The organism is Sphingobium sp. TCM1 (assembly GCF_001650725.1).
Lineage (GTDB): Bacteria > Pseudomonadota > Alphaproteobacteria > Sphingomonadales > Sphingomonadaceae > Sphingobium.
Genome location: NZ_LXVX01000038.1, coordinates 140,933 through 163,523 on the forward strand (window position 1 = coordinate 140,933; position 22,591 = coordinate 163,523).

Genomic DNA, 22,591 nt, shown 5'->3' on the forward strand with positions numbered 1-22,591 from the left:
GGTCAAAAGCTCCAGCCGCTGGCCATGAAATCGCCCATGGCAGTGGCGAAGCCGGTCAGCATCGTGCCCCCGACCATCGCCAACAGCGAAAGGCCAAGCAGCAGGTTGAGCGGCTGGGTGATGAAAAAGACCTGGATCGCGGGCGCCACGCGGGCGGCGAGGCCAAGGCCCAGGTTGAAGATCACGCCATAGAGGATCAACGGCGCGGCAAGGCTGACGCCCAGCCCGGTCGCCTGCCCCAGCACGCCCACCGCCAGCATGGCGAAATCCCGTGCCGGTGCCAGACCTCCCACCGGAAACAGGGCGTAGCTGTTGACGATCGAGGCGATCCACAGATGATGGACACCCAGCGCCATGCAAACGATCACCGCAGCGAGGCCGATAAGGCGCGCGAGCAGCGGCGACTGGCCGCCTAGGGACGGATCGGCCACCAGCGCGGAAGCAAGGCCGATCTGCATACTGGCGATGGAGCCGGCCATGGCCGCCGCGCTGAACAGCATCTTGACGATCATGCCCATGGCGATGCCGACCAGCATTTCGGCGATGATAATGATCGGCAGAACCGCCTGCGATGCGGCTAGCGGGGCGATCTTCGGGCCGAGGAGACCATAGAGGCCGAGGGAAAAGCCCAGGGCCATGACCAGCCGGATCTGCGGAGGCACGGTTTCCTCCGAAAAGGCGGGGAGCAGCATCAATACCGCCCCCACCCGCGCGAAGAGGATCAGGAACGTCGCCGCATCGATGGGAATCTGGTCCATGACGCTATCCGTGGACGATGGCGTCGGCGATGCGGTCCATGAAGACCGACAACGCCTGGCCGATCATCGGCAGGCTGAGCAACAGCACGATCCCCAGCACCACCAGTTTGGGCACGAAGGTCAGCGTCATTTCCTGCACCTGGGTCAACGCCTGCAACAGGCCGATGGCGACACCGACGATCAGCGCGGCGATCAGCATCGGTCCCGCGATGGTCAGCACTAGCATCAACGCGGCGCGCACGATTTCCATGACGTCAGTGGAAGCCATGACTGTTCCTTTGTGGTGGTGGAGCCGGCATGATTGGTCGCCGCCGTTCAGCGCTGAGCTTGTCCCAAGCCGCGTGCCTTGCCGGCGAGAACTTTGGCCCTGCAACAGGCTCAGGCGAACGGGGGCGGAGTTTCGCTAAATCTGCATCCGCATGATTTCGGAATAGGCGCTCACCACACGATCGCGAACGGCGACGACCGTATCGAGCGCCGTCTCGGCCGCGCCGATCGCGGTGACGACATCGATCATGTCACCCTTCCCCGCCACCTGCTTGGCGCTTTCCGTCTCGGCGACGCGCAGCGTTCCCGCAGCATCGCTCACCATGGTCTCGATCATCGATCCGAAACTGCCGCCGCCGGCCTCCTTCTGACCGATGCCGGTGGTGCCTTCGCCCGCCAAGGGCGCGAGGGTCTTGAGCGAGCGGCCGTAGGCGGCCGCCGCGTCGAGGGTTCCGATTGCCATGTAAAGTTCCTTTATTTCAGCAGGTCGATGGTCCGCATGGTCATGCCGCGCGCGGATTCGATGGCGTTGAGGTTGGCCTCGTAGGATCGCTGCGCCGCTTTCATGTCGGCGGTTTCGATGAGACTGTTGACGTTGGGGCGCTGAACATAGCCGCTGGCGTCGGCGGCCGGATTGCCCGGCTCGTAGACGCGCTGGAACTGGCTCTTGTCGCCCTCGATCGACTTCACCGCCACGCGGGTGGCGCCGGTGGCGCGATCGACTTCGCTCCGGAAGGTGGTGACGCGCCGCCTGTAGGGATCGCCCCCCGGCCTGGCCGCCACGGAATCCGAGTTCGCCAGATTTTCGGCGATCACCCGCATCCGCAGCGACTGGGCGCGCAGGCCGGAGGCCGACACGCCGATGGATGAATCCAGGTCCATTCTTTCATGCTCCTGACTGCGTGAGGCAGACAGTCCCCTTATAGGCAATTTTTGCCGGGCGCCGGGCCTGATCCTATAAAATTATTCCTATAACGAACCTGAAAGGAGACCCCTATGTCGGTCCTCGAAGGTATCCCCATTGACCTGTCGATCGTGCTCGGTTCCACCGACCTGCCCATCCGGCAGGTGCTCAAGATGAGCCGCGGCGCGATGATCCCGCTCGACTGCGATCATAATGATCCCACGCGCGTCTATGTGAACAACGAACTGGTGGCGGAGGGCAAGATCCTGGTCGATGGCGAACATATGTCGCTGGAAATCACTCGCGTCATCCAGCGCAAGAGCTGATCCGCCATGGATATGCTATCACTGCTGCGCATGATCGGCGCGCTGGGCGTGGTGCTGGGTCTGCTCGCGGGCGGGCTGTGGATCGTGCGCCGCTACGAGATCCGCCTGCCGCAGAAATTCCTGTCCGGTTTCGGGCCTGCCGGTGCCCCTCGCCGCCTCGAACTGGTCGAGCGGCTCGCGCTTGACCCGCGACGCTGCGTCGCACTGATCCGCAAGGACGGGCGCGAACATATGCTGCTGATCGCTCCCGAAGGGCTGCTGATCCTCGATGCCGGAACGGAGACGCCGGATGCGTAAATCTTTCCTGATCGGCGGCGCCATCGCCGCGACCGCGCTGATGCTCGCCCTGCCCCAGGCCGCCCACGCGAAGGACATGCTGCCGGGCACGGGCGACGGGTCTTTGTCCGGCCGCGCGATCCAGCTGGTGCTGATGCTGACGGTGCTGAGCCTCGCGCCTGGCATATTGATGACCATCACCTCCTTCACCCGCATCGTCGTGGCGCTGTCGCTGCTGCGCTCGGGCCTGGGCGTCCAGGGAGTCCCGCCCAACCCTGTGGTCATCAGCCTGGCGCTGTTCCTCTCCTTCTTCGTCATGGGACCGACCTTCGATACGGCCTGGAAGCAGGCAATGGTCCCCTATAATGAGGGACGGATCAACGAGACGCAGGCGCTGGAACGGGCCAGCGCGCCGTTCCACGGTTTCATGCTGAAACATGTGCGCGACGAGGATGTCGGCCTGTTCGTCCAGCTCTCGGGGAAGCCCGCGCCCAATCGCGCACAACTGCCGATGACGACTCTGATGCCTGCCTTCATGATCTCCGAACTGCGGCGCGCCTTCGAAATCGGCTTTCTGCTGCTCTTGCCCTTCCTCGTCATCGATCTCGCGGTGGCGGCGGTACTGATGGCCATGGGCATGATGATGCTCCCGCCCGCGACCATATCCCTGCCGATGAAGATCATCTTCTTCGTGCTGGTCGACGGCTGGGCCTTGATCGCCGGATCGCTGGTCAAGAGTTTCGGTATGCCGGGCTAGCTTGATCCACCCTCCTATCCAAAGGCCCGGCGGCAGGCTGTCGTCGGGCCGTTCTTCATGCCTGCGATTGCTGCCAGGCCAGCCAGCCGCCCAGTTCCTCGAAGGCCAGCGGTTCCACGAACGCCATGCCGAGCGCGCCATCGCTCGCCCAGCGCACACCGCCCTTACGTTCCGGCAGGCCGGGAATGGCAAGCGTCAGCAACTGATCCTGCTCCGCCTCGAAATCCACCTCCAGCCGGGCGCCGCCCTGCGAGACATTGACCAGCCGTCCGGCATGGCGCCGACCATCGCCGCGTAGTTCGGCGCGGCAGTCGACCGCGAAGCGCGGCGCCCGCACCAGCCCCTGCTCGATGCTGCGCACGGTCGCGCGCGCGAGCACCGTGCCCACGTCGACCGGCGTGTCGAACGCGATGCCCATGCGCCCCTCGCACAGCCAGCGCACGCGACCGGACAATTGATCGCCGGCCTTGAGTTCGATCGCGACCGGGTCATCGACCAGCAGCGGCACATGGACCTCCGCCATCAGACCGCCATTCGAAAGGTTGCGGATGCGGCACAGCGCCTCGCCATGCGCGCTGATCATCTTGCCGATCAGCAGGATGGTGGTGACACGGGCCTCGCGCGGCCTGTGCGCGCGGTCAGGCGCGCGTTTCTCTGCGGACTCTTTGGGCAGGGGCAAGATCGTCTCCTTTCCTGTTCCTAAACGGGCGACGCCTGCGTCACAGCCACGCCACGAACGATGTCGGGACCGTAAATTTCACGCGCAGCGTCCATGACCACCTTCCGAAAGGCTGCGACACCCGGGATCAACCCGTCAGGGCCGCTGGCCAGGGGCGTGCGATAGGTACGCATGTTCACCGCATTCAGCAGTAACGGCAGTTTCGCTTTCACCAATTCCCCCTGTCCCTGAGAGACTTCCAGCTGTATATCGAAAGACGTATAACCCGAAAGTCGACCATCTGGAAAGACAAGTGGCGCCATTATGGCTCCTGTAGGAACAAATTCCGTCTCGATTACAGCGGGACGGCGCTCCTGAGGCCGGATCATGCCGACGCCATAGGCACTCGCCCCGCCCACGCCGACCCCCAATATCAGGGCGATCAGCGCACCTGCGATTATCTTCATCGCCCTTCCTCCCGGTCAGAATTTGAAACTGGCGTCGCGGGGCAACGCCGACGGCGCGGCCAGGACGACGATCGTGATGCGGCGGTTTTCCGGCAGGTCCGGACGATCGGGATAGACTGGCTCGGTTCCCGCCTTCGCTACCACTTCGCCGAAGCGATCGGGCGTCAACCCGGCGGCGACCATGGCGGAGCGGGCGGCAAGCGCGCGCTGGGCGGACAGCAGCCAGTTCGCGTCGCTCTGTCCGCCTGTGCTGTCGGTATGCCCCTCGATCGCGATCTGCGCCTTGGTTCCCGCCAGTTTGCCAGCAACTTTCGCCAGCATGTCCCGCGCGAAATCGTTGAGCTGCGCGGTGCTGCCGCGAAACATGGATCGCTTGGCGCTGTCGACCAGATGGATGCGCAGCCCGTCCCGGCTCTGTTCGACATCGACGTTGCGCCTCGCATCGACGGCGGTGATCGGTGGTTCTATCGACAGGCGCATCTCTTCGGCAAGGACCCGTAAAGCCGCTTCGGGCACTTCGGCCGTGCCGCCCCGGGACGCGCCCTTGACACCGGCCTCCGCCGACGGTTCGCCCACAGGATCGCTGTCCGCCGCCTGCGCATGACGCGAATGACCGCCGAGCCCCGGCTGCGCGCCTGGCAGCGATGTCAGGGTCGTCGCCGGCGAATCCTTGGCCGATACCGGCGAAAAATAGTCGGCCAGCCCCTTCAACTGCGCCTTGTCAGGATTGGCCAGCAGCCACAGCAGCATGAAGAAAGCCATCATCGCCGTCACGAAGTCGGCATAGGCGACCTTCCAGGCGCCGCCATGATGGCCGCCATGCGCTGCCTTCTTGACCTTCCGGATAATGATCGTCGGTTCGCCGCCGCCGCTGCTCATCTCGCCCCTCTCCCGCTTCAGCCCAGCGCCAGGCGCAGGCGCTGCTGCACCACGGCCAGCCGCACGTCATCGACCGCACTGTCCAGATCCTGCCCCGTCGCCACCCGGTCGAGCAGCGTCGCGCTTTCGTCGACATGCTGGACGATCAGGTCGAACGCCTGGAGCTGGTCCAGATAGTCCATCACGAAACGCTCGTCGGCGACCAATGTGGCCGCCAATTCCTCCACGAGCCCCCGCGTCACGCGCATTTCCTGCGCCAGCGCGGCGCACAGCGCCACTTGCCTCGTCATCTTGTCCCCCGATTCCTCAAAATAGCTCGACATCGCCCGCCGCAGCCAGCACCGGCGCTGGCCGGGTGCGGGGCGGCAGGGGCGGCGCCTCGGCGACGCTGGTCGATCGTACCCGTCCTTCGAAAGGCATATATTCGACCTTGCGCGCCTGCACCCCGCCCAGTTCGCATCGACCGATGGCGATCCCTTCGGTCTCCATGAAGCCATGCGCGAAAGCGGCATTGCCGCTGCCGATCCCGCCCAACCCCGCGATGATATTGGCGCCGCCGTAGAGATGGCCACGCAGGCGCGAACGCTGGGCGCCCCGCTGCATCATGGCGTTGATCAGCAATTCCATCGCATGGACGCCATAGCGCTGCATGTCCGCAGTGCCGACCGGCGCGTCGGCGCCCGGCTCTCCCAGCAGAAAATGGTTCATGCCTCCCACCCGCGCCACCGGATCCTGCAGGCAGGCGGCGACGCAGGAACCGAGCAGCGTGGTGATGACGACGCCCGGCTCCGACACGACATGATATTCGCCCTGGACGATCGCGACGCGGCGCATGGGCTCAGGCCAGCTCGCCGAAGACGCGCTCAATCTTCTCCTTGAGCGCGGCGGGCGCGAAGGGCTTGACCACATAATTGTTGACGCCCAGCGCCGCCGCCTTCTGCACGACCTCCTTGTCGGCCGAACCAGTAAGCATGATGAACACGGTCTTGCCGATCACCGGATCGGCGCGCACCGCCTCCAGAAACTGCAACCCGTCCATGTCGGGCATATTATAGTCCGAGATGATGAGGTGGACGCGATCCGCCTTGATCGCGGCCAGCGCTTCGACCGGACCGGCCTTGTCGCGCACATCCTTGAACCCCAGATCCTGGAGCGTGCGGCGGATCATCGCGCGCATACTCGTCTGATCGTCGACCACCATTACCTTAATTGCAGACGCTGCCGGCATGAACCCTACCCCGATTTAAAGCCGGCACAGACCGAGGATCGCCTCGGGCATGGCCGACAAACTCACTTCCCTTTCCACCGCACCCAGTTCGAAGGCGGCGCGTGGCATTCCGTAAACGACGCAGCTATCGCGGTTCTGGCCCAGCGTGCGGGCGCCCGCATCGCGCATGACGCGCAAGCCCTGCGCCCCGTCGCTGCCCATGCCGGTCAGGATCACTCCCACCCCGCGCGTCCCCAGGGGCGCGACGGAACGGAACAGCATGTCTACCGATGGACGATGTCCCGACACCGGATCACCGGGCAGAAGCCGGATCTTGCCGCTGCTGCCACCGACCAGTTCCATATGCTGCGCGCCGCCGGGCGCGACATAGACCGTCCCGCGTTGCAGCATCATCCCATGCGCCGCCTCGACCACTTTGACGCGGCAGTCCCGATCCATGCGGACGGCAAAGCCGCTGGTGAAGGCCGCCGGCATGTGCTGGACGACCAGCACGGGCGGGCAATCGGGCGGCAGCGCGCCGACCAGCGAGAACAGCGCCTCGACCCCACCGGTGGACGCGCCGATCGCGATCACGACGTCGCGCAGCTTGCCGGCGGACGCCAGCGGAGCCGGCGGCGCGGGCGCGCGACGGACGGAGGACCGCGCCGCCGCTTTCACCATCTTGCGCAACAGCGCGCCGTTCTGCGCCATTTCCTCGGCATTGCCCGATGGCTTGGCGATGCAGTCTACCGCGCCCAGGCGCAAGGCCTCGATCGTCGCCTCCGCGCCCCGCGCCGTCAGCGTGGAACACATGATGACCGGCATGGGGCGCAGCCGCATGATCTTTTCCAGGAAGGACAGGCCGTCCATCCCCGGCATCTCGATATCCAGCGTCACCACGTCCGGGTTCAGCGTCTTGATCATCTCCCGCGCGGCATGGGGTTCGGGCGCAGCGCCGATCACCTCGATCTGCGGGTCGCTGCCCAGCAATTTCGTCAGCATCGCCCGCATCGACGGGCTGTCGTCGACGATCAGGACGCGCGTCGTCTCGCTCATTGCGCGCCTCCTCTGCGAACATAGATAGTCTGGCCGGCCGGCTCCATCAGCGCCGCAGCGGGGCCGATCAGCCTTTCGCTATGGCCGATATAGAGCGTACCGCCGGGGCTGAGCATCTCGACGAAGCGCGCCTCCAGTTCGGCTTTCGCCTTGTCGTCGAAATAGATCATCACGTTCCGGCAGAAGATCGCATCATAGCTCTGGCGCATCGGCCAGGGTTCGAACAGGTTGAGCACCCGCGCGGTCACTAGCGATCGCAACGCGTCGGACACGACATGGCTGTCCGCCCCCTCCTGCCGCAGCCATTGCTGGCGATAGGCAGCCGGAATCGGCTGGATCGTTCCAGTCGCATAACGCGCATCGCTGACGGCCCGCACCACATGTGGGGCGATGTCGGTCGCCAGCAGGCGCACGTCACCCTGCTTCAGCCAGGCGGCGCTCGACCCGCTTTCACCGGCCATCGTCATGGCGATCGAATAGACTTCCTCTCCGCTGGAACAGCCCGCCGACCAGATCCGCACCTTCTGCCCGGCCCGCGCCCGCGCTTGCAGGCGGGGCAGGACATGGGCGCGCAGATGATCGAAATGATGGGCTTCACGGAAGAAATGGGTGTGGTTCGTGGTCAGCGCGACGACCATCGCCGCCCGCTCCTGCGCATCGTCGCGCACCAGCGCCAGATAGTCGGCAAAGCGCGTCAGCCCGTTTTCGCGCAGCCGGCGGCTCAGGCGTGAATGGACGAGCGTCATCTTGGCTTCCACCAGATGGATGCGCGCGTCCTTCTGCATGATCGCAGCGATCTCGCGGAACTGGGCCGTGGTCAGCTCGCCCTGTGCGGCAAGCGGCGACCCGGCTCCAGCACCGTCGCCGCCGATGGCGACGGCCTGGTTCACGCGGCGATATCCATGATATGGCGGGTCAGGCTGAGCGCATCGAGGTCCAGCAGCAGCACCATGGTTTCGGCATGGCTCGCGTCCGACGTCCGGCGTTCGATGCGGACCAGGCCGGCAATTGCGCTCTGTTCATTCACCTCGACATCGGGCGCGGGCTGGATGTCGGCGCTGTCGATGACGACGATGTCCGCCACTTCATCGACCAGGAAACCCGCCTGCCGCTGCCCGATCGCGACGACCAGGATGCACGACCGCGAATGCAGCACGCTCGGAGTCCAGCCCAGCCGCTCGGCGAGGCCGACGACCGGCACCACAGCGCCGCGCAGATTGGTCACGCCCTTCACATAGCTGGGCACGCTGGGCAGCGGGGTGGGTTCTTCCCATTCGCGGATTTCGATCAGGGCGCGCATGTCGATGCCGAACATCTGATGACCCAGGGTGAAGGTGACGATCTTGCGCTCTTCGCCTTCGGTTTCTTGCGTCTTGCTCATGCAGCCATTCCTTTCAGGGCAGATTTGAAGCCGGTCGCGACGACCAGCGCATCGATGTCGAGGATCAGGGCGATGGAGCCGTCGCCCAGCACCGTGGCCCCGCCGAGGCCGCGAATGGGGTGGAGATTGTCCTCCAGGCTCTTGATGACGACTTCGCGCCGGTTATCGATGGTGTCGACCATCAACCCGACATGGCCCGCCGCCTCGCTCTCGACGATGATGACCAGCGAGTCCTCCGGCCTGCGCTCGCCGGTCAGGCCGAACATCTCGCCCACCCGCCGCACGGGCAGATACTGGCCGCGCAGTTCGATCACTTCCGACGTGGGCGATGTCGCCTGCACCTGGCCGGGCGCAGGCTGGACGGTTTCGATCACATTGGTCAGCGGCAGGACGTAGCGCTGCTTGCCCAGCCGCACGATCATGCCGTCCAGGATCGCCAGCGTCAGCGGCAAACCCATGGAGAAGGTCGTGCCCTCGCCCGGCACCGACTGGATATCCAGCCGCCCGCCCAGCGCCTCGACATTGGAGCGCACCACATCCATGCCGACACCGCGGCCGGAAATATTGGAAATGGTCTCGGCCGTCGAAAATCCGGGCGCGCAGATCAGGCTGTCGATCTCCTCGTCGGACAGCTGGGCGTCGGCGGCGATGATGCCGCGTTCGATCGCCTTGGCGCGGACCCGTTCCCGGTTGATGCCGCGGCCGTCGTCGCTGATCCGCACGATGATGCGCGCGCCCTTCTGCTCGGCCGACAGGCGAATCGTGCCTTCGGCGGGCTTCCCGGCGGCGATGCGCTCCTCGGGGCTTTCGATACCGTGATCGACGGCATTGCGGATCATGTGCGTCAGCGGATCGCCGATCTTCTCGATCACGCCCTTGTCGACCTCGGTCGTCTCGCCGGTGGTGACGAGTTGCACCTGCTTGCCGGTCTCGCCCATCAGGTCGCGCAACATGCGCGGCACGCGCGAAAAGGCCTGCCGGATCGGCTGGGCACGCAGCGACATGACATTGTCCTGAATCTGCCGCGTCAGGCGCGACAGTTCGGGCAATTCGACCCGTTCCTGATCGGCGGGCGAAAGGCGATCGGACAGGATCGACCCCCGGATCACCAGTTCCCCGACCAGGTTCAGCAGCTGGTCCAGCTTGCCAAGATCGACGCGAATGCTCTGGGCCGGTGCTTCAGCCTTGGGCTTCTCGACCGCTGGCGCCACATTGCCCGCCACCAGCGTCAGCGCCGGGCGTTCCGTTTCCTCGATCACAGGCACCGAAACCGCCGCTTCGACGACGGGCGGGGCGATCGCGACGTCCGCCCGGCCGATCTCGATCAGCGAATCCGGCGCGACGAAGTCGAAGCAGTCGCGGATCGCCTGTTCCTCGACCGAGGCCGGCAGATCCAGCGTCCAGACCAGATAGCCCTCCTCCGGGTCCAGATCGCGCAGCCCGGGCAGGCGGCTGGTGTCCGCCGCGGCGACACGGCCACCCATGTCCTCCAGCTCGCGGATCACCAGCATCGGCTCCGCGCCATTGGCCATCGCCGCGCGCGACGGGCCGAAACGCACCGTCCAGCCCGCAGGTTCGGCCGCGACCAGATCGTCCAGCGCCACCATCACCGGCTCGAAGCCGAAGGGATCGAAATCCTCGACCATCGCAGCGACCGGCGTGAAGCCAAACTCATCCGCCTCAGCGACCGGCGCCGGAGCGCCTGGCTCCGCCGGGGCGCCCTTGCTGGCTAGGATCGCATCGAGCTGTTCCAGCGTCGCCGCATCATCCGGGAAGGCCGAACCGCTCTGCGCCGCCGCAACATGATCCGACAATATGTCGAATGCATTGAGCATGATGCGCGTGACCTCGGCGCTCGCCGGGATGTGCCCCGCCCGCACTTCGTCCAAAACATTCTCGAATCGATGGGAGAAGGCCTGCAACGCGCCGTGGCCGAAGGCGCCCGAACCGCCTTTGATCGAATGGACGGCGCGGAACACCCCCGCGATCACGTCAGCCGACACGTCTCCCGCCGCCATGGCGGACAGGCCTTCCTCGGCGATGACCAGGCCTTCGGCACATTCCTCGAAGAAGATGCCCTGAATTTCGTCCAGCTCGTCGCTCATGGGCACACGCGGCGGATGGCCGCCCCCAGCTTGGTCGCGTCGAACGGCTTGGTGATCCAGCCGGTCGCCCCGGCCTGCCGGGCGCGCGTCTTCTTGTCGTCCGAAAACTCGGTCGACAGCACCAGGATCGGCGTGCCGCGGAATTCGGGCACCGAACGAACCGCCTCGATCAGTTCGAAGCCGTCCATGCGGGGCATGTTGATGTCGGTAATCAGCAGGTCGGGTTTCACCTCATGCATCCGCTCCAGCCCATGCTGGCCGTCATCGGCGCTTTCGATACGAAAGCCCTGCGCGGTCAGCGATGCCTTCAGCAACATCCGCATGGACGCGGAGTCGTCGACGGTCAGGATCAATTTGCTCACGAAAGAAGGTCCTTTTCCACGGAAAGGCCGATGGCCGGCGCCAGCCCGCAGGCGGTCACCCGATCGACAAAGGCGGGGCTGGGGTTGCGAATGACGAAGCTCTGCCCCTGGGCGTCGGCCTCCGCCTTGGCGGCGACCAGCAGTTGCAGCACCGCCTGGCCGACGCTTTCGACCGCGCCGGCGTCCACTTCCATCACGCCGTCGAAATCGCTCGCCAGCACCAGGCGGACGCGCAGATCCTCGGCGGTCACGGTCGTTCCGTGCGGCGGCAGGGTCAGCGATCGGTCGTCGGCGACCGGATCAGACAGGTTTGGCATTGAGCTGGTCCTTCACATCGTCGAGCGCGGCTTCGAGCTGCGCGAATGAGGGGGCGTAGGCGGACGGGGTCATGCGTCGCGCCAGTTCGATGGCCACCTGGGTCGGCTGGCCCTGGGCGTGGCCGATGATCGCGGTCTTGACGATCAGATAGGGCTTGAAGTCGGCATCGATGATCTGGTGCAGCTTCGATGCGATCGGACCGACCAGGCAGTAGGCGAGCAGCACGCCCAGGAAGGTGCCGACCAGCGCGCCGCCGATCATGGCGCCCAGCACTTCGGTCGGCTGGTCGATCGAACTCATCGTCTTGATGACGCCCAGCACCGCCGCCACGATGCCCAGCGCGGGCAGGCCGTCCGCCATCATCTGGATCGCATTCTGGGGCAGCAATTCCTCGGCATGATGGCGCTCGATGTCGCCCTCCATGGCTTCGGCCATCTGGTGCGGGTCCTCGAAATTGACCGTCATCATGCGCAGATAGTCGCAGATGAACTCGATCAGCCCCTGATCCTGCAACAGCTTGGGATAGCGGCTGAAGATGCTGCTTTCCGCCGGCTGGTCGAGATGCTTCTCTATCGCGTTCGCGCCGTCCTTCCGGAAGGTGGACAGCAATGTATACAGCAGTGCGAGCAGGTCGCGGAAATCCGCCTCGGTCCACCGCACGCCCTTGAAGACGCGGACCGTCCCTTTCCACGCCTTCTTCACAGTGCTCATCGAGTTGCCGAGAATGAAGGCGCCGACCGCCGCGCCGGCAATAGCCAACATCTCGTGCGGCAAGGCATGAAGGATGACGCCGAGATTGCCGCCCGACATCAGGAAGCTGCCGAAAACACACAGCAGGATGACGACGAGGCCGATGGCATTGAGCATGGATCAGTCCGCTTGAGCTGGAATGTGGCCGAAGCCGATGGACTGATTATAGGAAGAATATCGATCGCCCCGCGCCACCGCGCATCTTTTTCATGCGGCTCCGGTCCCGAACCGACCGATCATCGTCAATGGCGACCGCATCGGCGATTTTTATCCTAGAATGGAAAGATACTTATGCCAGGGGATCGTCCATGTCACTCAACGCCTATCGCCGCGCACAGGAAATCGCCGCGACACCAAGAGGCACCGAATATCGCCTGATGAGCCAGATCACTGCCGAAATGATGGCTGCGCGCGATGCCGGGCTCGTGGGCGTTGGCTTGATGCCCGCGCTGCATCGTAACCGCCGGGCATGGAGCACCTTTTCCAACCTGTGTGCATCGCCGGACAATCAACTGCCCGAGGATTTGCGCGCCCGCATCATCTCGATCGGCCTGTGGGTCGAGCGCCATACCTCCGACGTCGTGCGTGGCCGCGAATCCATCGATGACCTTATCGTGGTCAATCGCGCCATCATTGAAGGGCTTTCCCAGGAAAACGGTAAGGCAAGCCCTATGGTTTCGAATCCGTAACCATATTTTTATGGTTTTTGTTCAGATATATGCCTCACTTCCGGCTTCATGGGGGCATTAAAAACTGTCGGAAATATTTACATTCTGGGTCGGCCGCTTCATGCGATCGTCCGGGGCACGTCGCGATGCCCCGGTGATGATTGAGAGTGGGGATGAAATTGTTGATACCGCCGCCATCAGGCGCTGGCGGGGCCCCTTCTGCTCGACTGGCGCCGGCCGTCCCCGCGCTGGTCGCCGTGGCGCTGATCATATGTGTGGCCGTCCTGATGGGGTGGTCCAGGGATAATCTAGGGATCGCCGGCTTCGGCCGCAGCGAGATCTTCATGCAACCCTGGACGGCTGTGGGCTGCATCGGGCTCAGCCTGTCCTTCTTCTGCGCTGCAACGGGCCGATATGGGGCCGCGCGCCTGATAGCGGTCGTGCCGTTGGCCATTTCGCTCATGGCCCTGTTCGAGGATTGGGCCGATCTGACGCTGACGATCGACCGCTGGCTCTTCCCCGACCATATCGAGCATCAGCCGCGCGTGAACCCCGGCAGGCCGGGACTGATGCCTGCCATTTCCACGCTGCTGCTGACCTGCGCGTCGCTTGCCACGACATCGCGGCACAATGCCGTGCAACGCATGGTAACTTTGCTCAGTTGCTTGGCCTTATCGACCGCCGTCATTTCCGGCACGCTGCTTCCGCTCGGCGTCAGTTCATTGGGGGAAGGCACCAGGCGGGCGCTCATGTCGGTGCCCACGGCGTCCACCCTGATCGCGCTCGCCCTGGCCATCATCGAGCAGCGGCGTCATGTCGCCTGGCCGCGCAGTCCCCGTTGCGGGATCGGGAGCGGTACGCTCCAGTGGTTGCTGGCGCCCTGCGTCCTCCTGCCCGTGTCATCGGCGCTTTTGCAGCTTTGGACGTACAAAAATGGTCATGTGACCAAGGAAATGGCCGAAATCATCCAGGCAGCGATCCAGGTTAGCATATCCTGCCTGATCGTCGCCTGGGCCTGGATACGGATCGGTCGCGAAAGCACCACCCGATGGGCGTTCAGCACCGCCATCGATTCCGCGCCGATCGCTATCACCGATATAGACGGCCGCATCATCCGCTGGTCGAAGGGCTGCGAAAGGCTTTACGGATGGACAGCCCAAGATGCGCGGGGCCAGTGCAAGCACGCATTGACCAGGGCGCTTCTGCCCACGGGATCGCGCCTCCCCTTCGCGTCCCAGGCGCGCCAGGAGGCCGAGATCACGGAGCGGCATCGGGACGGAACGAGCCTGCGTGTCCTGGAATCGCGCCAGATCGTGCAGCCGCGGCCCGACATAGCGCCGATGGTGGTGCTGTCGATGACCGATATCACCGAACGTCAGCGTGCCGAGCAGGCCGTTCTGGCGAGCGAGGCTCGGCTTGCCTTTGCGGCGGACCTACACGAACTGGGCCTGTTCGAATGGCGCCAATCGACCGACCAGATGCAAATGTCGCCTCATGCGGAGCGTCTCTTCGGTTTCCTGCCCGGCACGTTCAGTGGTGGCATCGACGACTGGCGCCACCATGTGCGCGCGCGTTTTGGCGCCGATATCCTTGCAGATCAGCCCCTGCCCGCAAGTTTCCATCATTGTTCCTTCCATCTGAACGGCGCGTTGGCGGACGAACCGCTGATCGTCGAAGGCTCGATCTTCTTTTACGACGCGCCCGGCGATCAGGGGCCCTCGATGCTGGGCATCGTCATGGACGCGACCGAGCGCGCGCGCCGCACCGAAATGCTGGAGGCCCGCGAATTCGAGCTGCGCTCGATCCTGGAAACGGTGCCGGAAGCGATGATCACCGTGGACGAAACGGGGCGCGTCCGCTCCTTCTCGACGGCAGCCGAAAGGCTGTTCGGCTACAGCGCGGAGGAAATTACCGGCCACGATGTCCGCACATTGCTGCCCGACTATGAGAAAACGGCTGTCTCGACGGACGGGGTGACGCCTCCGCTCAAGGCGTCGCAAGCCCAGACCACCGCCGGGCGCGACCGGCACGGCAACGCCATGCCGGTCGAACTGGTGGTCGGCGAAACCACGATCGGCACGGAACATATCTCCATCGCCTTCGTCCGCAGCCTGCGCGAACAGATCGCGACCCAGACGCGCCTCAACGAATTGCGGGAACAGTTGCTGCACGCGGCGCGGGTGAGCACCATGGGCGAAATGGGCGCCGGCCTCGCCCATGAACTCAATCAGCCCTTGACCGCGACCGCCAATTTCCTGGGGGCCGCGCACATGAGATTGGGGATGGGCGCATCGCCGGACCAGGTCCGCGACCTGATCGCCCTCGCCAATGTCGAGGTGCTTCGCGCGGGCGAAATCATCCGCCGGATGCGCGCTTTCGTCGCCAAGGGGGAACTGGACATCCGATCCTGCTCGCTGAGCGAACTGATCGCGGATGCGCTGCAGCTGGTCTGGTCGGGAACCCGTCACTCGGGCGTCACACTCCATTACCAACCCAGCATCTCTGGTCCGGACATATTGGCCGACGCCGTCCAGATACAGCAAGTTTTCATCAACATAATCAACAATGCGCTCGAAACATTCGCCGTCCACCCGACGACCGGTGCCCGGATCATGATCTCGACGGTCGAGCACGCCGACGGCACCGTCATGATCCGGTTCAGGGATAATGGCCCGGGCTTTCCGCCGGCCATCATAGGGCGACCGTTCGACGCCTTCATGTCGACCAGGGCTAACGGACTGGGTCTCGGCCTGTCGATCTGCCGCCGTATCGTCGAGGGTCATGGCGGCGCATTGACCCTCGCCAATGCCGCGGACGGCGGCGCGATCATAGAATTTTCTCTGCCGATCTATCGGGAGTCGGGCGATGGCGAAATGAAGGCGGCACGATGAAGACCAGACAGATCTTCATCGTGGATGACGACGATTCGGTTCGCCTGTCGCTCGTCCAGCTCCTGTCGATATTGCCCGATCACCAGGTTCACAGCTTCGCGTCGGGGGATGTATTCCTAGCCGCGGCCGCGCGGCTCGATCCCGGATGCCTGCTGCTGGACCTGCACATGCCGGGCACCCCCGGCATCGGCGTCCTGGAAGCGATCGGCCCCATCGCAGAACGATTCGCGACGATCGTGCTGACCGGGGAGAGCGATGTCGGTACGGCGGTGCAGGCGATGAAGCTGGGTGCCTTCGATTTTCTGGAAAAACCCTGCGACCATGTCCGCCTGATCGCCGCCATCGAATCGGCCTTTTCCCGGCAGGCGAAGTCCATCCAGGCGGTGACACGCCGGGCGCAGGCGCTGGCGAAGATCAATTCGCTGTCGCTGCGCGAGCGCGACGTGCTGATCGGGCTGATCGAAGGGCATTCCAACAAGGTGATCGCCCATGACCTTGGCATCAGCCCCCGGACGATCGAAATCTATCGGGCCAAGCTGATGGAGAAGCTGCATGTGCGCAGCCTCTCCGAAGCGCTTGGTATCGCCTTCGCCGCCGGGCTCTATTCGAACGACTGAACCGCCGGTCAGAATTCCAGATACAGGTCGACATAGCCATAGCGTGTGTCGCCGGACCGCGGCGCATTGGCGGCGTCGGTCAGGAAACGGCCCTTCGCCAGATAGGCGATGCCGGTGTCGACGCGGAGCAGATCGGGGATCAGCCAGCGCCGCAGCCGGGCTTCGAACTGATGTCCGGCGAACCGACCGGCGTCGCCCGCCGCGTCCTTCACATTGGTGGCTGCGAAGCTATCGGTCCTCGATTCGAGCCAGAGCGCGCGATACATCGCCATCACGTCGGAGGATTTTCCCGGCTTCGCTTCGAACCGCACCCCGCCCGACATCATATTGAAGCGATGGACCGGGCCATAAAGGGCAGTGGGGCCAAAATCGAAACGCCGCGCGCCAAAAAGCGTATCGAAGCGATTATAGGTCCGCGCGCCAGCCTTGTCGCCGGTCGCAAGGTCGAAATCGATCGACAGGCGCGGCTGCATTCCCTGCGGCCACGTCCGCCCCAGTTCGGCATGGACCAGCCAGGCCGACACATTGAGATCGGTCAGGTCAGTGGCCCTGGTGCTCGCGCGGGTCTCGCCAAACTGATAAGCAGCTTCCAGATCATAGTCGATCCGCCCGGCCTTGGGTTTGCGCCACGCGCGCAGGCCCGGCGTCCACAGCCGGCGGTTGCGGGTCAGGCGATCGGCCGTGTCCTGTTCCTTCAACCCATAGCCATAGATTTCCAGCGTGCCGCCCAGCACGCCCGCCTTGGTCAGACTGCCGCCGAAAAACTGCAATGCGCTGCTTTCCTGGTCCCAGCGGACGCCGTTGTCGAAGATGCCGTCATGATCGTCCGGCAAGCGGATCTGCGGCATGGTCCAGAACAGGGTCAGGCGATCGCCGGCCTTGTCCGACAGGATCAGGTTGGCGCCGGTAAAGGCATTGGTGGTGTTCCGGAACGTCTGGCGCGCCACGAGGCGGCGCGAGCCGACATCCATGGTGAAGCGGCCGGCGGTCAGCGCGCCCTTGGCCTTTTCCCCCAGCCCAAAGTCGACGCCGACATAGGCCTGGATCAGTTCGAGCGCATTGATTTCATTGGTACCCGCCGAAGAATTCTGCTTCTCGCCATAGCCCCGCGCATCCCATATCTCGCCGCCGACACGCACCGGCCCGCTGTCGTAATCGACCAGCAAGGTGGTCTTGAGCGACCACAGAAAATCATTCTCCGCCATGTTCGGGCGAAACTGGCCGTCGATCGCCTCGATGCGCGAACGGACCATGCCCTTGATCGTCAACTCGTCCGGAGCGCCCAGCGCTTCATGCAGCGGCGTCTCGGCCAGCGCAGGACCGGCGTGGCCGGCGACCATCGCAAGCGCCGCAACGGCAGGCGCCCAGGCACGGCGGGTGGACGAGGAGAGAATGCGGCGCGCGCTACGGCGCGCGGTCCGGAAAGCATAAGTCATGAACACACTCCAGGGATGATGCTTCCTTATAGGACGAGGGTCCGATCGCCAGCTTCGCGCTGGAGAAAATTTCGCCGCCGCCAACAAGTCGCATTGCTGCGCTAGAGCTATCCTATAATTTCAGTGGAGCGTCGGCTGCGCCGGTGGGACGTCGCGGTGATCGACCATGATGGCGAAGCGCGGATCCTGCGCCGCCAGCTCGGCCATGGTCTTGGCCGCGCGCTTGGCGATCTGGCGCACCCGTTCCTTGTTCACGCCCATATCACCTTCCAGCGTATCGAGCGTCGCAATGTCGAACAAGCGGCGTTCGACGACTTCGCGATTATGGCTCAGGCGCATTTCCAGTTCGTCGAGTTCGACCGGATCGAGGCAGGAATTGTCGGCCCGCCATACCGACTGCCGCGACGACCCCGCAGCCCGGGCTACGCGCTTGGTGCGAACCTGCCGACGCATCCGATCGAGCGCGACTGTGCGCAGATGCTCGATATAGCCATCGATCAGCGTGACCGTGGCAGCCGCCGCCAGATAGGCCGAAGCCCCCGCTTCCGTCCGGTCCAGCGCTTCCTCGTCCTCGATGAGGGAGATCGCCGAAATCTCCTCGCCATCCTCACCCGCACCGATCGCGTCGAGCGATACGGTGGTCGCCTCGACCTTGCGAGCCGAGGGGCGCTGGTCGGTCATCAGACGAAAGCGAAGGCTCTGCAATTCGCCGCGGATCTGCCAGTTGACGAAGGTCGTGAACTGCGCCTTTTCCGGGTCATAGGCCTCGATCGCGCGGTGGACCGCTATGGAGCAGACCTGCTCTGCGTCCTCCCAGTGCCCCACCAGCCCATATTGCCGGATGAAATGGCGGATACGCGGCGCGATCAGCGTCAGGATGCGCGCGAACGCCTTATCGACGGCGGCGCGCTGACGGGCGGTCTGCGTCTGTCCGTCGGCGGGCAGATTGGCCTTCACCGTGGCGACGGCCGCTTCCAGTGCAATGGTGGTTTTCGACATGTCCAGTCCTTTCGATGACGTCATGGCATCGCGACCTTCGCGTGCCCCCCTTTCGACAGGACCCTTTTCGCCTCCATTGGTTAACGACTCTCTAATCCTATATTTATTTTTTACCTCATTCCTATATTTTTTGCCGGGCATCCACGCGGGTGCAAGGTCAGGCGCTGAACCGCTCCGCCCGGATGTTCCGCCCAATGAAATCCAGCAACCATGTGCGATGCGCGACGGTCGCATCGCCAACGGCGGCTATCCGCCGACCCGCGCCGGCCGCACCGATCTGCGCGTTCAGCAGCGTCCGGGCACGGTCGGGATCGAGTCCTCCTTTAAGAAATCGGATGGCATCGCCGCGTCCCAGATGGTGGCCGAGATAGGCCGCCTGGGCGACCGCCTGCGCACCCTCGCCGATCGACACGCCCGCGCGCGCCAAGGCATCCAGATTGGCCTTGGCATAATCTGCGGTTGCCTGGATCGCCGCCTCCGGGTCATATCGCAGCGCCAGCAATGCCGCGCGGTCCTCGCCCTTCACCCGACCATGATCGTTCAGCCAGCCGCGCTGGCGCGCGACGGCGTTCAGCCAGGTGCCCTCGCGCTCGGCCTCGCCCCTCCATGTTCCGCTCAGAAACTGGCCTAGGCCGGCCGCGCTGGAGCGCGGGTTCCGTGAATAGGGGAGCCAGCGGCCATCGGGCGCTTTCGCCGCCTCGGCATGGACGATGGTGGCCAGCGCCGCCACGGGCAGGCCGGTGCGCTGCGCCGCGGCGCTCAACGCCCCGGCATGACCCGCATTGGGACCATAGCCGGGCGCCTGGCCGGCCGTTGCATCCTGCTGCCGCCCCTGTTGCTGCCGCCCTCCCTGCCCGTCCCAGGGAAGGATGGGGGTCGACGGTTCGCTTTCGGGCAGCGTCGCCCTCTGGGGCATGGCCGGCGCGGGCGTCTGCTTGTCCTCCTTCAGCAGGGTCAAAAGCGAATCCAGGCTCATCGGCAGCTTCACGTCGCCCCCGGCTCTTTTTTCGCCCCCCTCCTCACTGCCCAGCGCCGCGCGCCAGAGCCGGGTCGTCAGTTCGCTGCGCGCCTGCGCGTAGATGACGTCGGCCTTTTGCGCCGCAGTCAGCCCCGCCGGTCCGCTGGTGGCGATCATCGCCCGCCTCGCAACATGCGGCGGGCCTTCAGAAACGCCACGGCCGAACTGTCGTCCATGCCCGCCTGCTCGACATTGGCGCTGCGCCGGTTGGCGTCCTCCTTATATCCCTCCGCCGCGACCTCGATCGCGCGGAAGGCGCCATAGGCCGCCGCCGCCTTGCCGCGCATCTGGTCGAGCCGTGCGCTCTGCAACGCGCCGTCCCGGGTCAGGCGTTGCTGCTCGGCGCGGATGCGCTCCATATAGGCGTGGGAGGAGAGGGTCAGATCCCCCGCCGCCACATCGGCTTCGCGCAGGATGCTCGTCCGCGCCTCGTCCCGCGCCGTCTCGATCTGGTTCAGCACATTGACCTGCACGTTGATGGCGACGCCCATCGCGTCGATCTCCCGCCGCTGCACGCGCATCGCGGTGTCATAGGGTGTCTTCATCATTCATCTCCATGATGGCGGCGAGTCTGGTGAAACTGTCCTGCGCGAAGCCGCGCTCCTGCTTTCCCTGGTTCAGCAGCGCTTCGATCCGCGGTGCCAGCGCGACGGCGCGGTCGACCTCAGCGCTCGATCCGGCGCGGTAGGCGCCGAGCCGGACCATCTCCTCCATGTCGCGATAGGTGGACAATTCGCGTCGGGCCGCCAGCCGCACCGCATTTTCCTCGGTGGAAAGGCAGTGCGGCAAGGTGCGGGAGACGGACTTGAGAACATCGATGGCGGGATAGCGGCCACGCTCGGCGATCTGGCGGGTGATGACGACATGGCCATCCAGAATGCCGCGCACCGCGTCGGCCACCGGCTCGTTATGATCGTCGCCGTCGACCAGCACCGTGAACAAGCCGGTGATGCTCCCCTGCCCCGGCAGGCCAGGACCGGCGCGCTCCAACATGCGGGGCAATTCGGCAAAGACGGTGGGCGTATAGCCCTTGGTCGCGGGCGGCTCGCCACTGGCCAGGCCGATCTCGCGCTGGGCCATGGCAAAGCGCGTCACCGAATCCATCAGGCACAGGACGTTCAGCCCCTGGTCGCGGAAATGTTCGGCGATGGTGAGCGTCGTCCAGGCCGCCTGCCGGCGCATCAGCGCCGGCTCGTCCGACGTCGCGACCACCACGACGCTGCGCGCCAGGCCTTCTTCGCCCAGGTCGTCCTGCACGAATTCCTGCACCTCGCGCCCGCGCTCGCCGATCAGGCCGATCACCGCCACGTCGCAATCGGTCCAGCGCGCCAGCATCGAGAGCAGCACTGACTTGCCGACGCCCGATCCGGCGAACAGGCCCAGCCGCTGGCCGCGGCAGAGCGGCGCGAACAGGTCCAGCGCGCGCACCCCGGTGCCCAGCCGCTCGCCCACCCGTGCCCGCGCAGAGGCAGGCGGCGGCGACGCCTTGATCAGGCGCATTTCGGCGCCTTGCGGCAGCGCGCCCTTGCCGTCGACGGGACGGCCAAGCCCATCGACCATGCGACCGAGCCAGCCGGCGCCGGGACGCAGGCCCAGCTGGCTGGCGGCCAGGTCCGCGCGCGTCCCCGATGCAATGCCCTGCGGCTCGCTGAAGGGCATACAATGGGCGATGCCATGATCGAGGCCGGTCACTTCCGCCTCGACCCGGCCGGCCGAGGTATCGAGCGTGACGCGCGATCCGATCTGCGCCGCACCGGCCAGCCCTTCCACCTCGATCAGCGCGCCGCGCACCGCAACGACATGGCCATAGCGGCGATCGGGGCTGAGCAGGCGCAGCCCTGCGGCCGCCGCTGCCAATGTGGTCATCGGACGTTCTCCAGCCTTGCTGTGAAAGGGAAGATCAGGCCGCCTGGGCGGCCCGGGCCAGCACGTCGGCCTCATATCCGATCAGCCATCGGCAATCGGACAGGGCGGCATAAAATTGCCCGGTCGCGACCTTCTGGGCAAAACCGATGCACTTGGCCTTGGCGTCGGGCGCTTCGAGCGCGGCCATTAATCCCTCCAGCCGCTCCAGCAGGGCGCCCTGATGCTTCTGCAACTCGCCCTGGTCGATATAGGCCATCATGCAGGCGAAATAGAGCTGGCGCGCCGGCGTGTCGGCCTCCTCCGGCTTCATCACGTCGCGGCCGCGCAATATGGTGGCGCTGTTTTCCACCACCAGGTCGGTGCGCCCGACCGAGCGCAGCACGGCGCCGTTCACGATCACCGGCTCTCCATTGCGAAGCGAAATGCGAAGCGTCATGCGAATATCCCCGATAGCGCCCCGAAGAGCGGACATGACCAGATTATAGGATGAACCGACCCGGCAGCTTTTGCCGGGTGGCGTATTTTTTTGACCACCTCCCGACGGAGGGCCGGGACTCCCTCCTACAATGAAGACGTAACCGGGTCGGACTTGCCGAGCGCGCCGCCCCACGCATGGGAGAATGAC

General features: G+C 65.1%; 29 protein-coding genes. 6 read left to right on the forward strand and 23 right to left on the reverse strand.

The genetic code is table 11. The features are described 5' to 3' along the window. Nucleotides 1–2 precede the first annotated feature (2 nt). The 4 genes from A7Q26_RS19925 to flgC all read right to left on the reverse strand — a co-directional run bounded on the left by A7Q26_RS19925 (nucleotide 3) and on the right by flgC (nucleotide 1,907). Nucleotides 3–758: a flagellar biosynthetic protein FliR gene (locus A7Q26_RS19925; protein WP_066863406.1), complete on the reverse strand. Its 756-nt coding sequence runs from the start codon at nucleotides 756–758 to the stop codon at nucleotides 3–5. A 4-nt stretch (nucleotides 759–762) separates the two neighbouring features. Beyond that, on the reverse strand, nucleotides 763–1,026 hold the full coding sequence (locus A7Q26_RS19930) for a flagellar biosynthetic protein FliQ (protein WP_066863409.1): 264 nt from the start codon (nucleotides 1,024–1,026) through the stop codon (nucleotides 763–765). Between the two features lie 135 nt (nucleotides 1,027–1,161). Next, nucleotides 1,162–1,488 carry a flagellar hook-basal body complex protein FliE gene (locus A7Q26_RS19935; protein ID WP_066863411.1) on the reverse strand — a complete coding sequence of 109 codons (327 nt, stop codon included), beginning with the start codon at nucleotides 1,486–1,488 and terminating at the stop codon, nucleotides 1,162–1,164. 11 nt (nucleotides 1,489–1,499) lie between these two features. Continuing rightward, a complete protein-coding gene (gene flgC / locus A7Q26_RS19940) occupies nucleotides 1,500–1,907 on the reverse strand; it encodes a flagellar basal body rod protein FlgC (protein ID WP_066863414.1) in 408 nt (135 codons plus the stop codon). A gap of 114 nt (nucleotides 1,908–2,021) precedes the next feature. On the opposite strand from flgC, the gene A7Q26_RS19945 reads away from it, so the two are divergent. Genes A7Q26_RS19945 through fliP form a run of 3 tightly spaced genes read left to right on the forward strand, consistent with a single transcriptional unit; the run spans nucleotide 2,022 to nucleotide 3,288 of the window. Next, nucleotides 2,022–2,255, forward strand: coding sequence for a FliM/FliN family flagellar motor switch protein (locus A7Q26_RS19945; protein ID WP_066863417.1), 234 nt, complete (start codon nucleotides 2,022–2,024; stop codon nucleotides 2,253–2,255). 6 nt (nucleotides 2,256–2,261) lie between these two features. Then, a complete protein-coding gene (locus A7Q26_RS19950; protein WP_066863420.1) occupies nucleotides 2,262–2,552 on the forward strand; it encodes a flagellar biosynthetic protein FliO in 291 nt (96 codons plus the stop codon). Beyond that, on the forward strand, nucleotides 2,545–3,288 hold the full coding sequence (gene fliP / locus A7Q26_RS19955; RefSeq protein ID WP_066863423.1) for a flagellar type III secretion system pore protein FliP: 744 nt from the start codon (nucleotides 2,545–2,547) through the stop codon (nucleotides 3,286–3,288). The genes A7Q26_RS19950 and fliP overlap by 8 nt, the downstream gene beginning before the upstream one ends. A gap of 55 nt (nucleotides 3,289–3,343) precedes the next feature. Here the strand turns inward: fliP and A7Q26_RS19960 are convergent, their stop codons facing one another. From A7Q26_RS19960 to motA, 13 genes are read right to left on the reverse strand one after another with little or no spacing between them, the layout of a single operon-like run. Beyond that, nucleotides 3,344–3,967 carry a PilZ domain-containing protein gene (locus tag A7Q26_RS19960; protein ID WP_066863426.1) on the reverse strand — a complete coding sequence of 208 codons (624 nt, stop codon included), beginning with the start codon at nucleotides 3,965–3,967 and terminating at the stop codon, nucleotides 3,344–3,346. Between the two features lie 20 nt (nucleotides 3,968–3,987). Next, on the reverse strand, nucleotides 3,988–4,413 hold the full coding sequence (locus A7Q26_RS19965; protein ID WP_066863429.1) for a hypothetical protein: 426 nt from the start codon (nucleotides 4,411–4,413) through the stop codon (nucleotides 3,988–3,990). A gap of 15 nt (nucleotides 4,414–4,428) precedes the next feature. After that, the gene (locus A7Q26_RS19970) at nucleotides 4,429–5,292 is read right to left on the reverse strand and encodes a flagellar motor protein MotB (protein WP_066863432.1); all 864 of its coding nucleotides are present in this window, start codon (nucleotides 5,290–5,292) and stop codon (nucleotides 4,429–4,431) included. Nucleotides 5,293–5,309: 17 nt separating this feature from the next. Next, on the reverse strand, nucleotides 5,310–5,582 hold the full coding sequence (locus A7Q26_RS19975; protein ID WP_066863779.1) for a hypothetical protein: 273 nt from the start codon (nucleotides 5,580–5,582) through the stop codon (nucleotides 5,310–5,312). A gap of 16 nt (nucleotides 5,583–5,598) precedes the next feature. Continuing rightward, on the reverse strand, nucleotides 5,599–6,126 hold the full coding sequence (locus A7Q26_RS19980) for a chemotaxis protein CheD (RefSeq protein ID WP_066863435.1): 528 nt from the start codon (nucleotides 6,124–6,126) through the stop codon (nucleotides 5,599–5,601). Between the two features lie 4 nt (nucleotides 6,127–6,130). Continuing rightward, a complete protein-coding gene (locus A7Q26_RS19985) occupies nucleotides 6,131–6,520 on the reverse strand; it encodes a response regulator (protein ID WP_066863438.1) in 390 nt (129 codons plus the stop codon). A 15-nt stretch (nucleotides 6,521–6,535) separates the two neighbouring features. After that, nucleotides 6,536–7,555: a protein-glutamate methylesterase/protein-glutamine glutaminase gene (locus A7Q26_RS19990; RefSeq protein ID WP_066863441.1), complete on the reverse strand. Its 1,020-nt coding sequence runs from the start codon at nucleotides 7,553–7,555 to the stop codon at nucleotides 6,536–6,538. Next, entirely contained in the window at nucleotides 7,552–8,445 is an 894-nt protein-coding gene (locus tag A7Q26_RS19995) for a CheR family methyltransferase (protein WP_084439228.1), read from the reverse strand. Before A7Q26_RS19995 ends, A7Q26_RS19990 begins: the two co-directional genes overlap by 4 nt. Continuing rightward, nucleotides 8,442–8,936, reverse strand: a complete 495-nt coding sequence (locus A7Q26_RS20000) for a chemotaxis protein CheW (protein WP_066863444.1) — start codon at nucleotides 8,934–8,936, stop codon at nucleotides 8,442–8,444. Before A7Q26_RS20000 ends, A7Q26_RS19995 begins: the two co-directional genes overlap by 4 nt. Beyond that, entirely contained in the window at nucleotides 8,933–11,041 is a 2,109-nt protein-coding gene (locus A7Q26_RS20005; protein WP_066863447.1) for a chemotaxis protein CheA, read from the reverse strand. Before A7Q26_RS20005 ends, A7Q26_RS20000 begins: the two co-directional genes overlap by 4 nt. Continuing rightward, nucleotides 11,038–11,403: a response regulator gene (locus A7Q26_RS20010; RefSeq protein ID WP_066863450.1), complete on the reverse strand. Its 366-nt coding sequence runs from the start codon at nucleotides 11,401–11,403 to the stop codon at nucleotides 11,038–11,040. Before A7Q26_RS20010 ends, A7Q26_RS20005 begins: the two co-directional genes overlap by 4 nt. Beyond that, nucleotides 11,400–11,720 (reverse strand): STAS domain-containing protein, encoded by a 321-nt coding sequence (locus A7Q26_RS20015; RefSeq protein WP_066863452.1) that lies wholly within the window; start codon nucleotides 11,718–11,720, stop codon nucleotides 11,400–11,402. The genes A7Q26_RS20010 and A7Q26_RS20015 overlap by 4 nt, the downstream gene beginning before the upstream one ends. After that, the gene (gene motA / locus A7Q26_RS20020) at nucleotides 11,704–12,588 is read right to left on the reverse strand and encodes a flagellar motor stator protein MotA (RefSeq protein WP_066863455.1); all 885 of its coding nucleotides are present in this window, start codon (nucleotides 12,586–12,588) and stop codon (nucleotides 11,704–11,706) included. Before motA ends, A7Q26_RS20015 begins: the two co-directional genes overlap by 17 nt. 191 nt (nucleotides 12,589–12,779) lie before the next feature. Here motA and flaF point away from each other — a divergent pair, with 191 nt between their 5' ends. From flaF to A7Q26_RS20035, 3 genes are all read left to right on the forward strand, one after another. Next, the gene (gene flaF / locus A7Q26_RS20025; RefSeq protein ID WP_066863458.1) at nucleotides 12,780–13,160 is read left to right on the forward strand and encodes a flagellar biosynthesis regulator FlaF; all 381 of its coding nucleotides are present in this window, start codon (nucleotides 12,780–12,782) and stop codon (nucleotides 13,158–13,160) included. A gap of 152 nt (nucleotides 13,161–13,312) precedes the next feature. Further along, nucleotides 13,313–16,030, forward strand: coding sequence for a PAS domain S-box protein (locus A7Q26_RS20030; protein ID WP_066863460.1), 2,718 nt, complete (start codon nucleotides 13,313–13,315; stop codon nucleotides 16,028–16,030). Continuing rightward, a complete protein-coding gene (locus tag A7Q26_RS20035; RefSeq protein WP_066863462.1) occupies nucleotides 16,027–16,647 on the forward strand; it encodes a response regulator transcription factor in 621 nt (206 codons plus the stop codon). Before A7Q26_RS20030 ends, A7Q26_RS20035 begins: the two co-directional genes overlap by 4 nt. Before the next feature lie 8 nt (nucleotides 16,648–16,655). Here the strand turns inward: A7Q26_RS20035 and A7Q26_RS20040 are convergent, their stop codons facing one another. The 6 genes from A7Q26_RS20040 to A7Q26_RS20065 all read right to left on the reverse strand — a co-directional run bounded on the left by A7Q26_RS20040 (nucleotide 16,656) and on the right by A7Q26_RS20065 (nucleotide 22,402). After that, complete coding sequence (locus A7Q26_RS20040) at nucleotides 16,656–18,083, reverse strand: alginate export family protein (protein ID WP_084439229.1); 1,428 nt, start codon at nucleotides 18,081–18,083, stop codon at nucleotides 16,656–16,658. Nucleotides 18,084–18,203: 120 nt separating this feature from the next. Next, nucleotides 18,204–19,082 (reverse strand): sigma factor, encoded by an 879-nt coding sequence (locus A7Q26_RS20045; protein WP_066863788.1) that lies wholly within the window; start codon nucleotides 19,080–19,082, stop codon nucleotides 18,204–18,206. A 157-nt stretch (nucleotides 19,083–19,239) separates the two neighbouring features. Beyond that, the gene (locus A7Q26_RS20050) at nucleotides 19,240–20,217 is read right to left on the reverse strand and encodes a peptidoglycan-binding protein (RefSeq protein ID WP_066863464.1); all 978 of its coding nucleotides are present in this window, start codon (nucleotides 20,215–20,217) and stop codon (nucleotides 19,240–19,242) included. Continuing rightward, nucleotides 20,214–20,645 (reverse strand): hypothetical protein, encoded by a 432-nt coding sequence (locus A7Q26_RS20055; protein WP_066863467.1) that lies wholly within the window; start codon nucleotides 20,643–20,645, stop codon nucleotides 20,214–20,216. Before A7Q26_RS20055 ends, A7Q26_RS20050 begins: the two co-directional genes overlap by 4 nt. Then, the gene (gene fliI, locus A7Q26_RS20060; protein WP_066863469.1) at nucleotides 20,629–21,966 is read right to left on the reverse strand and encodes a flagellar protein export ATPase FliI; all 1,338 of its coding nucleotides are present in this window, start codon (nucleotides 21,964–21,966) and stop codon (nucleotides 20,629–20,631) included. Before fliI ends, A7Q26_RS20055 begins: the two co-directional genes overlap by 17 nt. A 34-nt stretch (nucleotides 21,967–22,000) precedes the next feature. Next, nucleotides 22,001–22,402 carry a flagellar biosynthesis repressor FlbT gene (locus A7Q26_RS20065; RefSeq protein ID WP_066863472.1) on the reverse strand — a complete coding sequence of 134 codons (402 nt, stop codon included), beginning with the start codon at nucleotides 22,400–22,402 and terminating at the stop codon, nucleotides 22,001–22,003. Between the last annotated feature and the right edge of the window lie 189 nt (nucleotides 22,403–22,591).

Excerpts from the sequence above, each read along its gene's own strand:
- flgC (WP_066863414.1), bottom strand. The coding sequence starts at position 1,907 with ATGGACCTGGATTCATCCATCGGCGTGTCGGCCTCCGGCCTGCGCGCC.
- A7Q26_RS20015 (WP_066863452.1), bottom strand. The coding sequence starts at position 11,720 with ATGCCAAACCTGTCTGATCCGGTCGCCGACGACCGATCGCTGACCCTG.
- A7Q26_RS19980 (WP_066863435.1), bottom strand. The coding sequence starts at position 6,126 with ATGCGCCGCGTCGCGATCGTCCAGGGCGAATATCATGTCGTGTCGGAG.
- A7Q26_RS19965 (WP_066863429.1), bottom strand. The coding sequence starts at position 4,413 with ATGAAGATAATCGCAGGTGCGCTGATCGCCCTGATATTGGGGGTCGGC.
- A7Q26_RS20045 (WP_066863788.1), bottom strand. The coding sequence starts at position 19,082 with ATGTCGAAAACCACCATTGCACTGGAAGCGGCCGTCGCCACGGTGAAG.
- A7Q26_RS19925 (WP_066863406.1), bottom strand. The coding sequence starts at position 758 with ATGGACCAGATTCCCATCGATGCGGCGACGTTCCTGATCCTCTTCGCG.
- A7Q26_RS20000 (WP_066863444.1), bottom strand. The coding sequence starts at position 8,936 with ATGAGCAAGACGCAAGAAACCGAAGGCGAAGAGCGCAAGATCGTCACC.
- A7Q26_RS19950 (WP_066863420.1), top strand. The coding sequence starts at position 2,262 with ATGGATATGCTATCACTGCTGCGCATGATCGGCGCGCTGGGCGTGGTG.
- A7Q26_RS19990 (WP_066863441.1), bottom strand. The coding sequence starts at position 7,555 with ATGAGCGAGACGACGCGCGTCCTGATCGTCGACGACAGCCCGTCGATG.
- A7Q26_RS20035 (WP_066863462.1), top strand. The coding sequence starts at position 16,027 with ATGAAGACCAGACAGATCTTCATCGTGGATGACGACGATTCGGTTCGC.
- A7Q26_RS20055 (WP_066863467.1), bottom strand. The coding sequence starts at position 20,645 with ATGAAGACACCCTATGACACCGCGATGCGCGTGCAGCGGCGGGAGATC.
- A7Q26_RS19935 (WP_066863411.1), bottom strand. The coding sequence starts at position 1,488 with ATGGCAATCGGAACCCTCGACGCGGCGGCCGCCTACGGCCGCTCGCTC.
- flaF (WP_066863458.1), top strand. The coding sequence starts at position 12,780 with ATGTCACTCAACGCCTATCGCCGCGCACAGGAAATCGCCGCGACACCA.
- fliI (WP_066863469.1), bottom strand. The coding sequence starts at position 21,966 with ATGACCACATTGGCAGCGGCGGCCGCAGGGCTGCGCCTGCTCAGCCCC.
- A7Q26_RS19985 (WP_066863438.1), bottom strand. The coding sequence starts at position 6,520 with ATGCCGGCAGCGTCTGCAATTAAGGTAATGGTGGTCGACGATCAGACG.
- fliP (WP_066863423.1), top strand. The coding sequence starts at position 2,545 with ATGCGTAAATCTTTCCTGATCGGCGGCGCCATCGCCGCGACCGCGCTG.
- A7Q26_RS20065 (WP_066863472.1), bottom strand. The coding sequence starts at position 22,402 with ATGACGCTTCGCATTTCGCTTCGCAATGGAGAGCCGGTGATCGTGAAC.
- A7Q26_RS19945 (WP_066863417.1), top strand. The coding sequence starts at position 2,022 with ATGTCGGTCCTCGAAGGTATCCCCATTGACCTGTCGATCGTGCTCGGT.
- A7Q26_RS20040 (WP_084439229.1), bottom strand. The coding sequence starts at position 18,083 with ATGACTTATGCTTTCCGGACCGCGCGCCGTAGCGCGCGCCGCATTCTC.
- A7Q26_RS20030 (WP_066863460.1), top strand. The coding sequence starts at position 13,313 with ATGAAATTGTTGATACCGCCGCCATCAGGCGCTGGCGGGGCCCCTTCT.
- A7Q26_RS19975 (WP_066863779.1), bottom strand. The coding sequence starts at position 5,582 with ATGACGAGGCAAGTGGCGCTGTGCGCCGCGCTGGCGCAGGAAATGCGC.
- A7Q26_RS20050 (WP_066863464.1), bottom strand. The coding sequence starts at position 20,217 with ATGATCGCCACCAGCGGACCGGCGGGGCTGACTGCGGCGCAAAAGGCC.
- A7Q26_RS20005 (WP_066863447.1), bottom strand. The coding sequence starts at position 11,041 with ATGAGCGACGAGCTGGACGAAATTCAGGGCATCTTCTTCGAGGAATGT.
- motA (WP_066863455.1), bottom strand. The coding sequence starts at position 12,588 with ATGCTCAATGCCATCGGCCTCGTCGTCATCCTGCTGTGTGTTTTCGGC.
- A7Q26_RS19970 (WP_066863432.1), bottom strand. The coding sequence starts at position 5,292 with ATGAGCAGCGGCGGCGGCGAACCGACGATCATTATCCGGAAGGTCAAG.
- A7Q26_RS19930 (WP_066863409.1), bottom strand. The coding sequence starts at position 1,026 with ATGGCTTCCACTGACGTCATGGAAATCGTGCGCGCCGCGTTGATGCTA.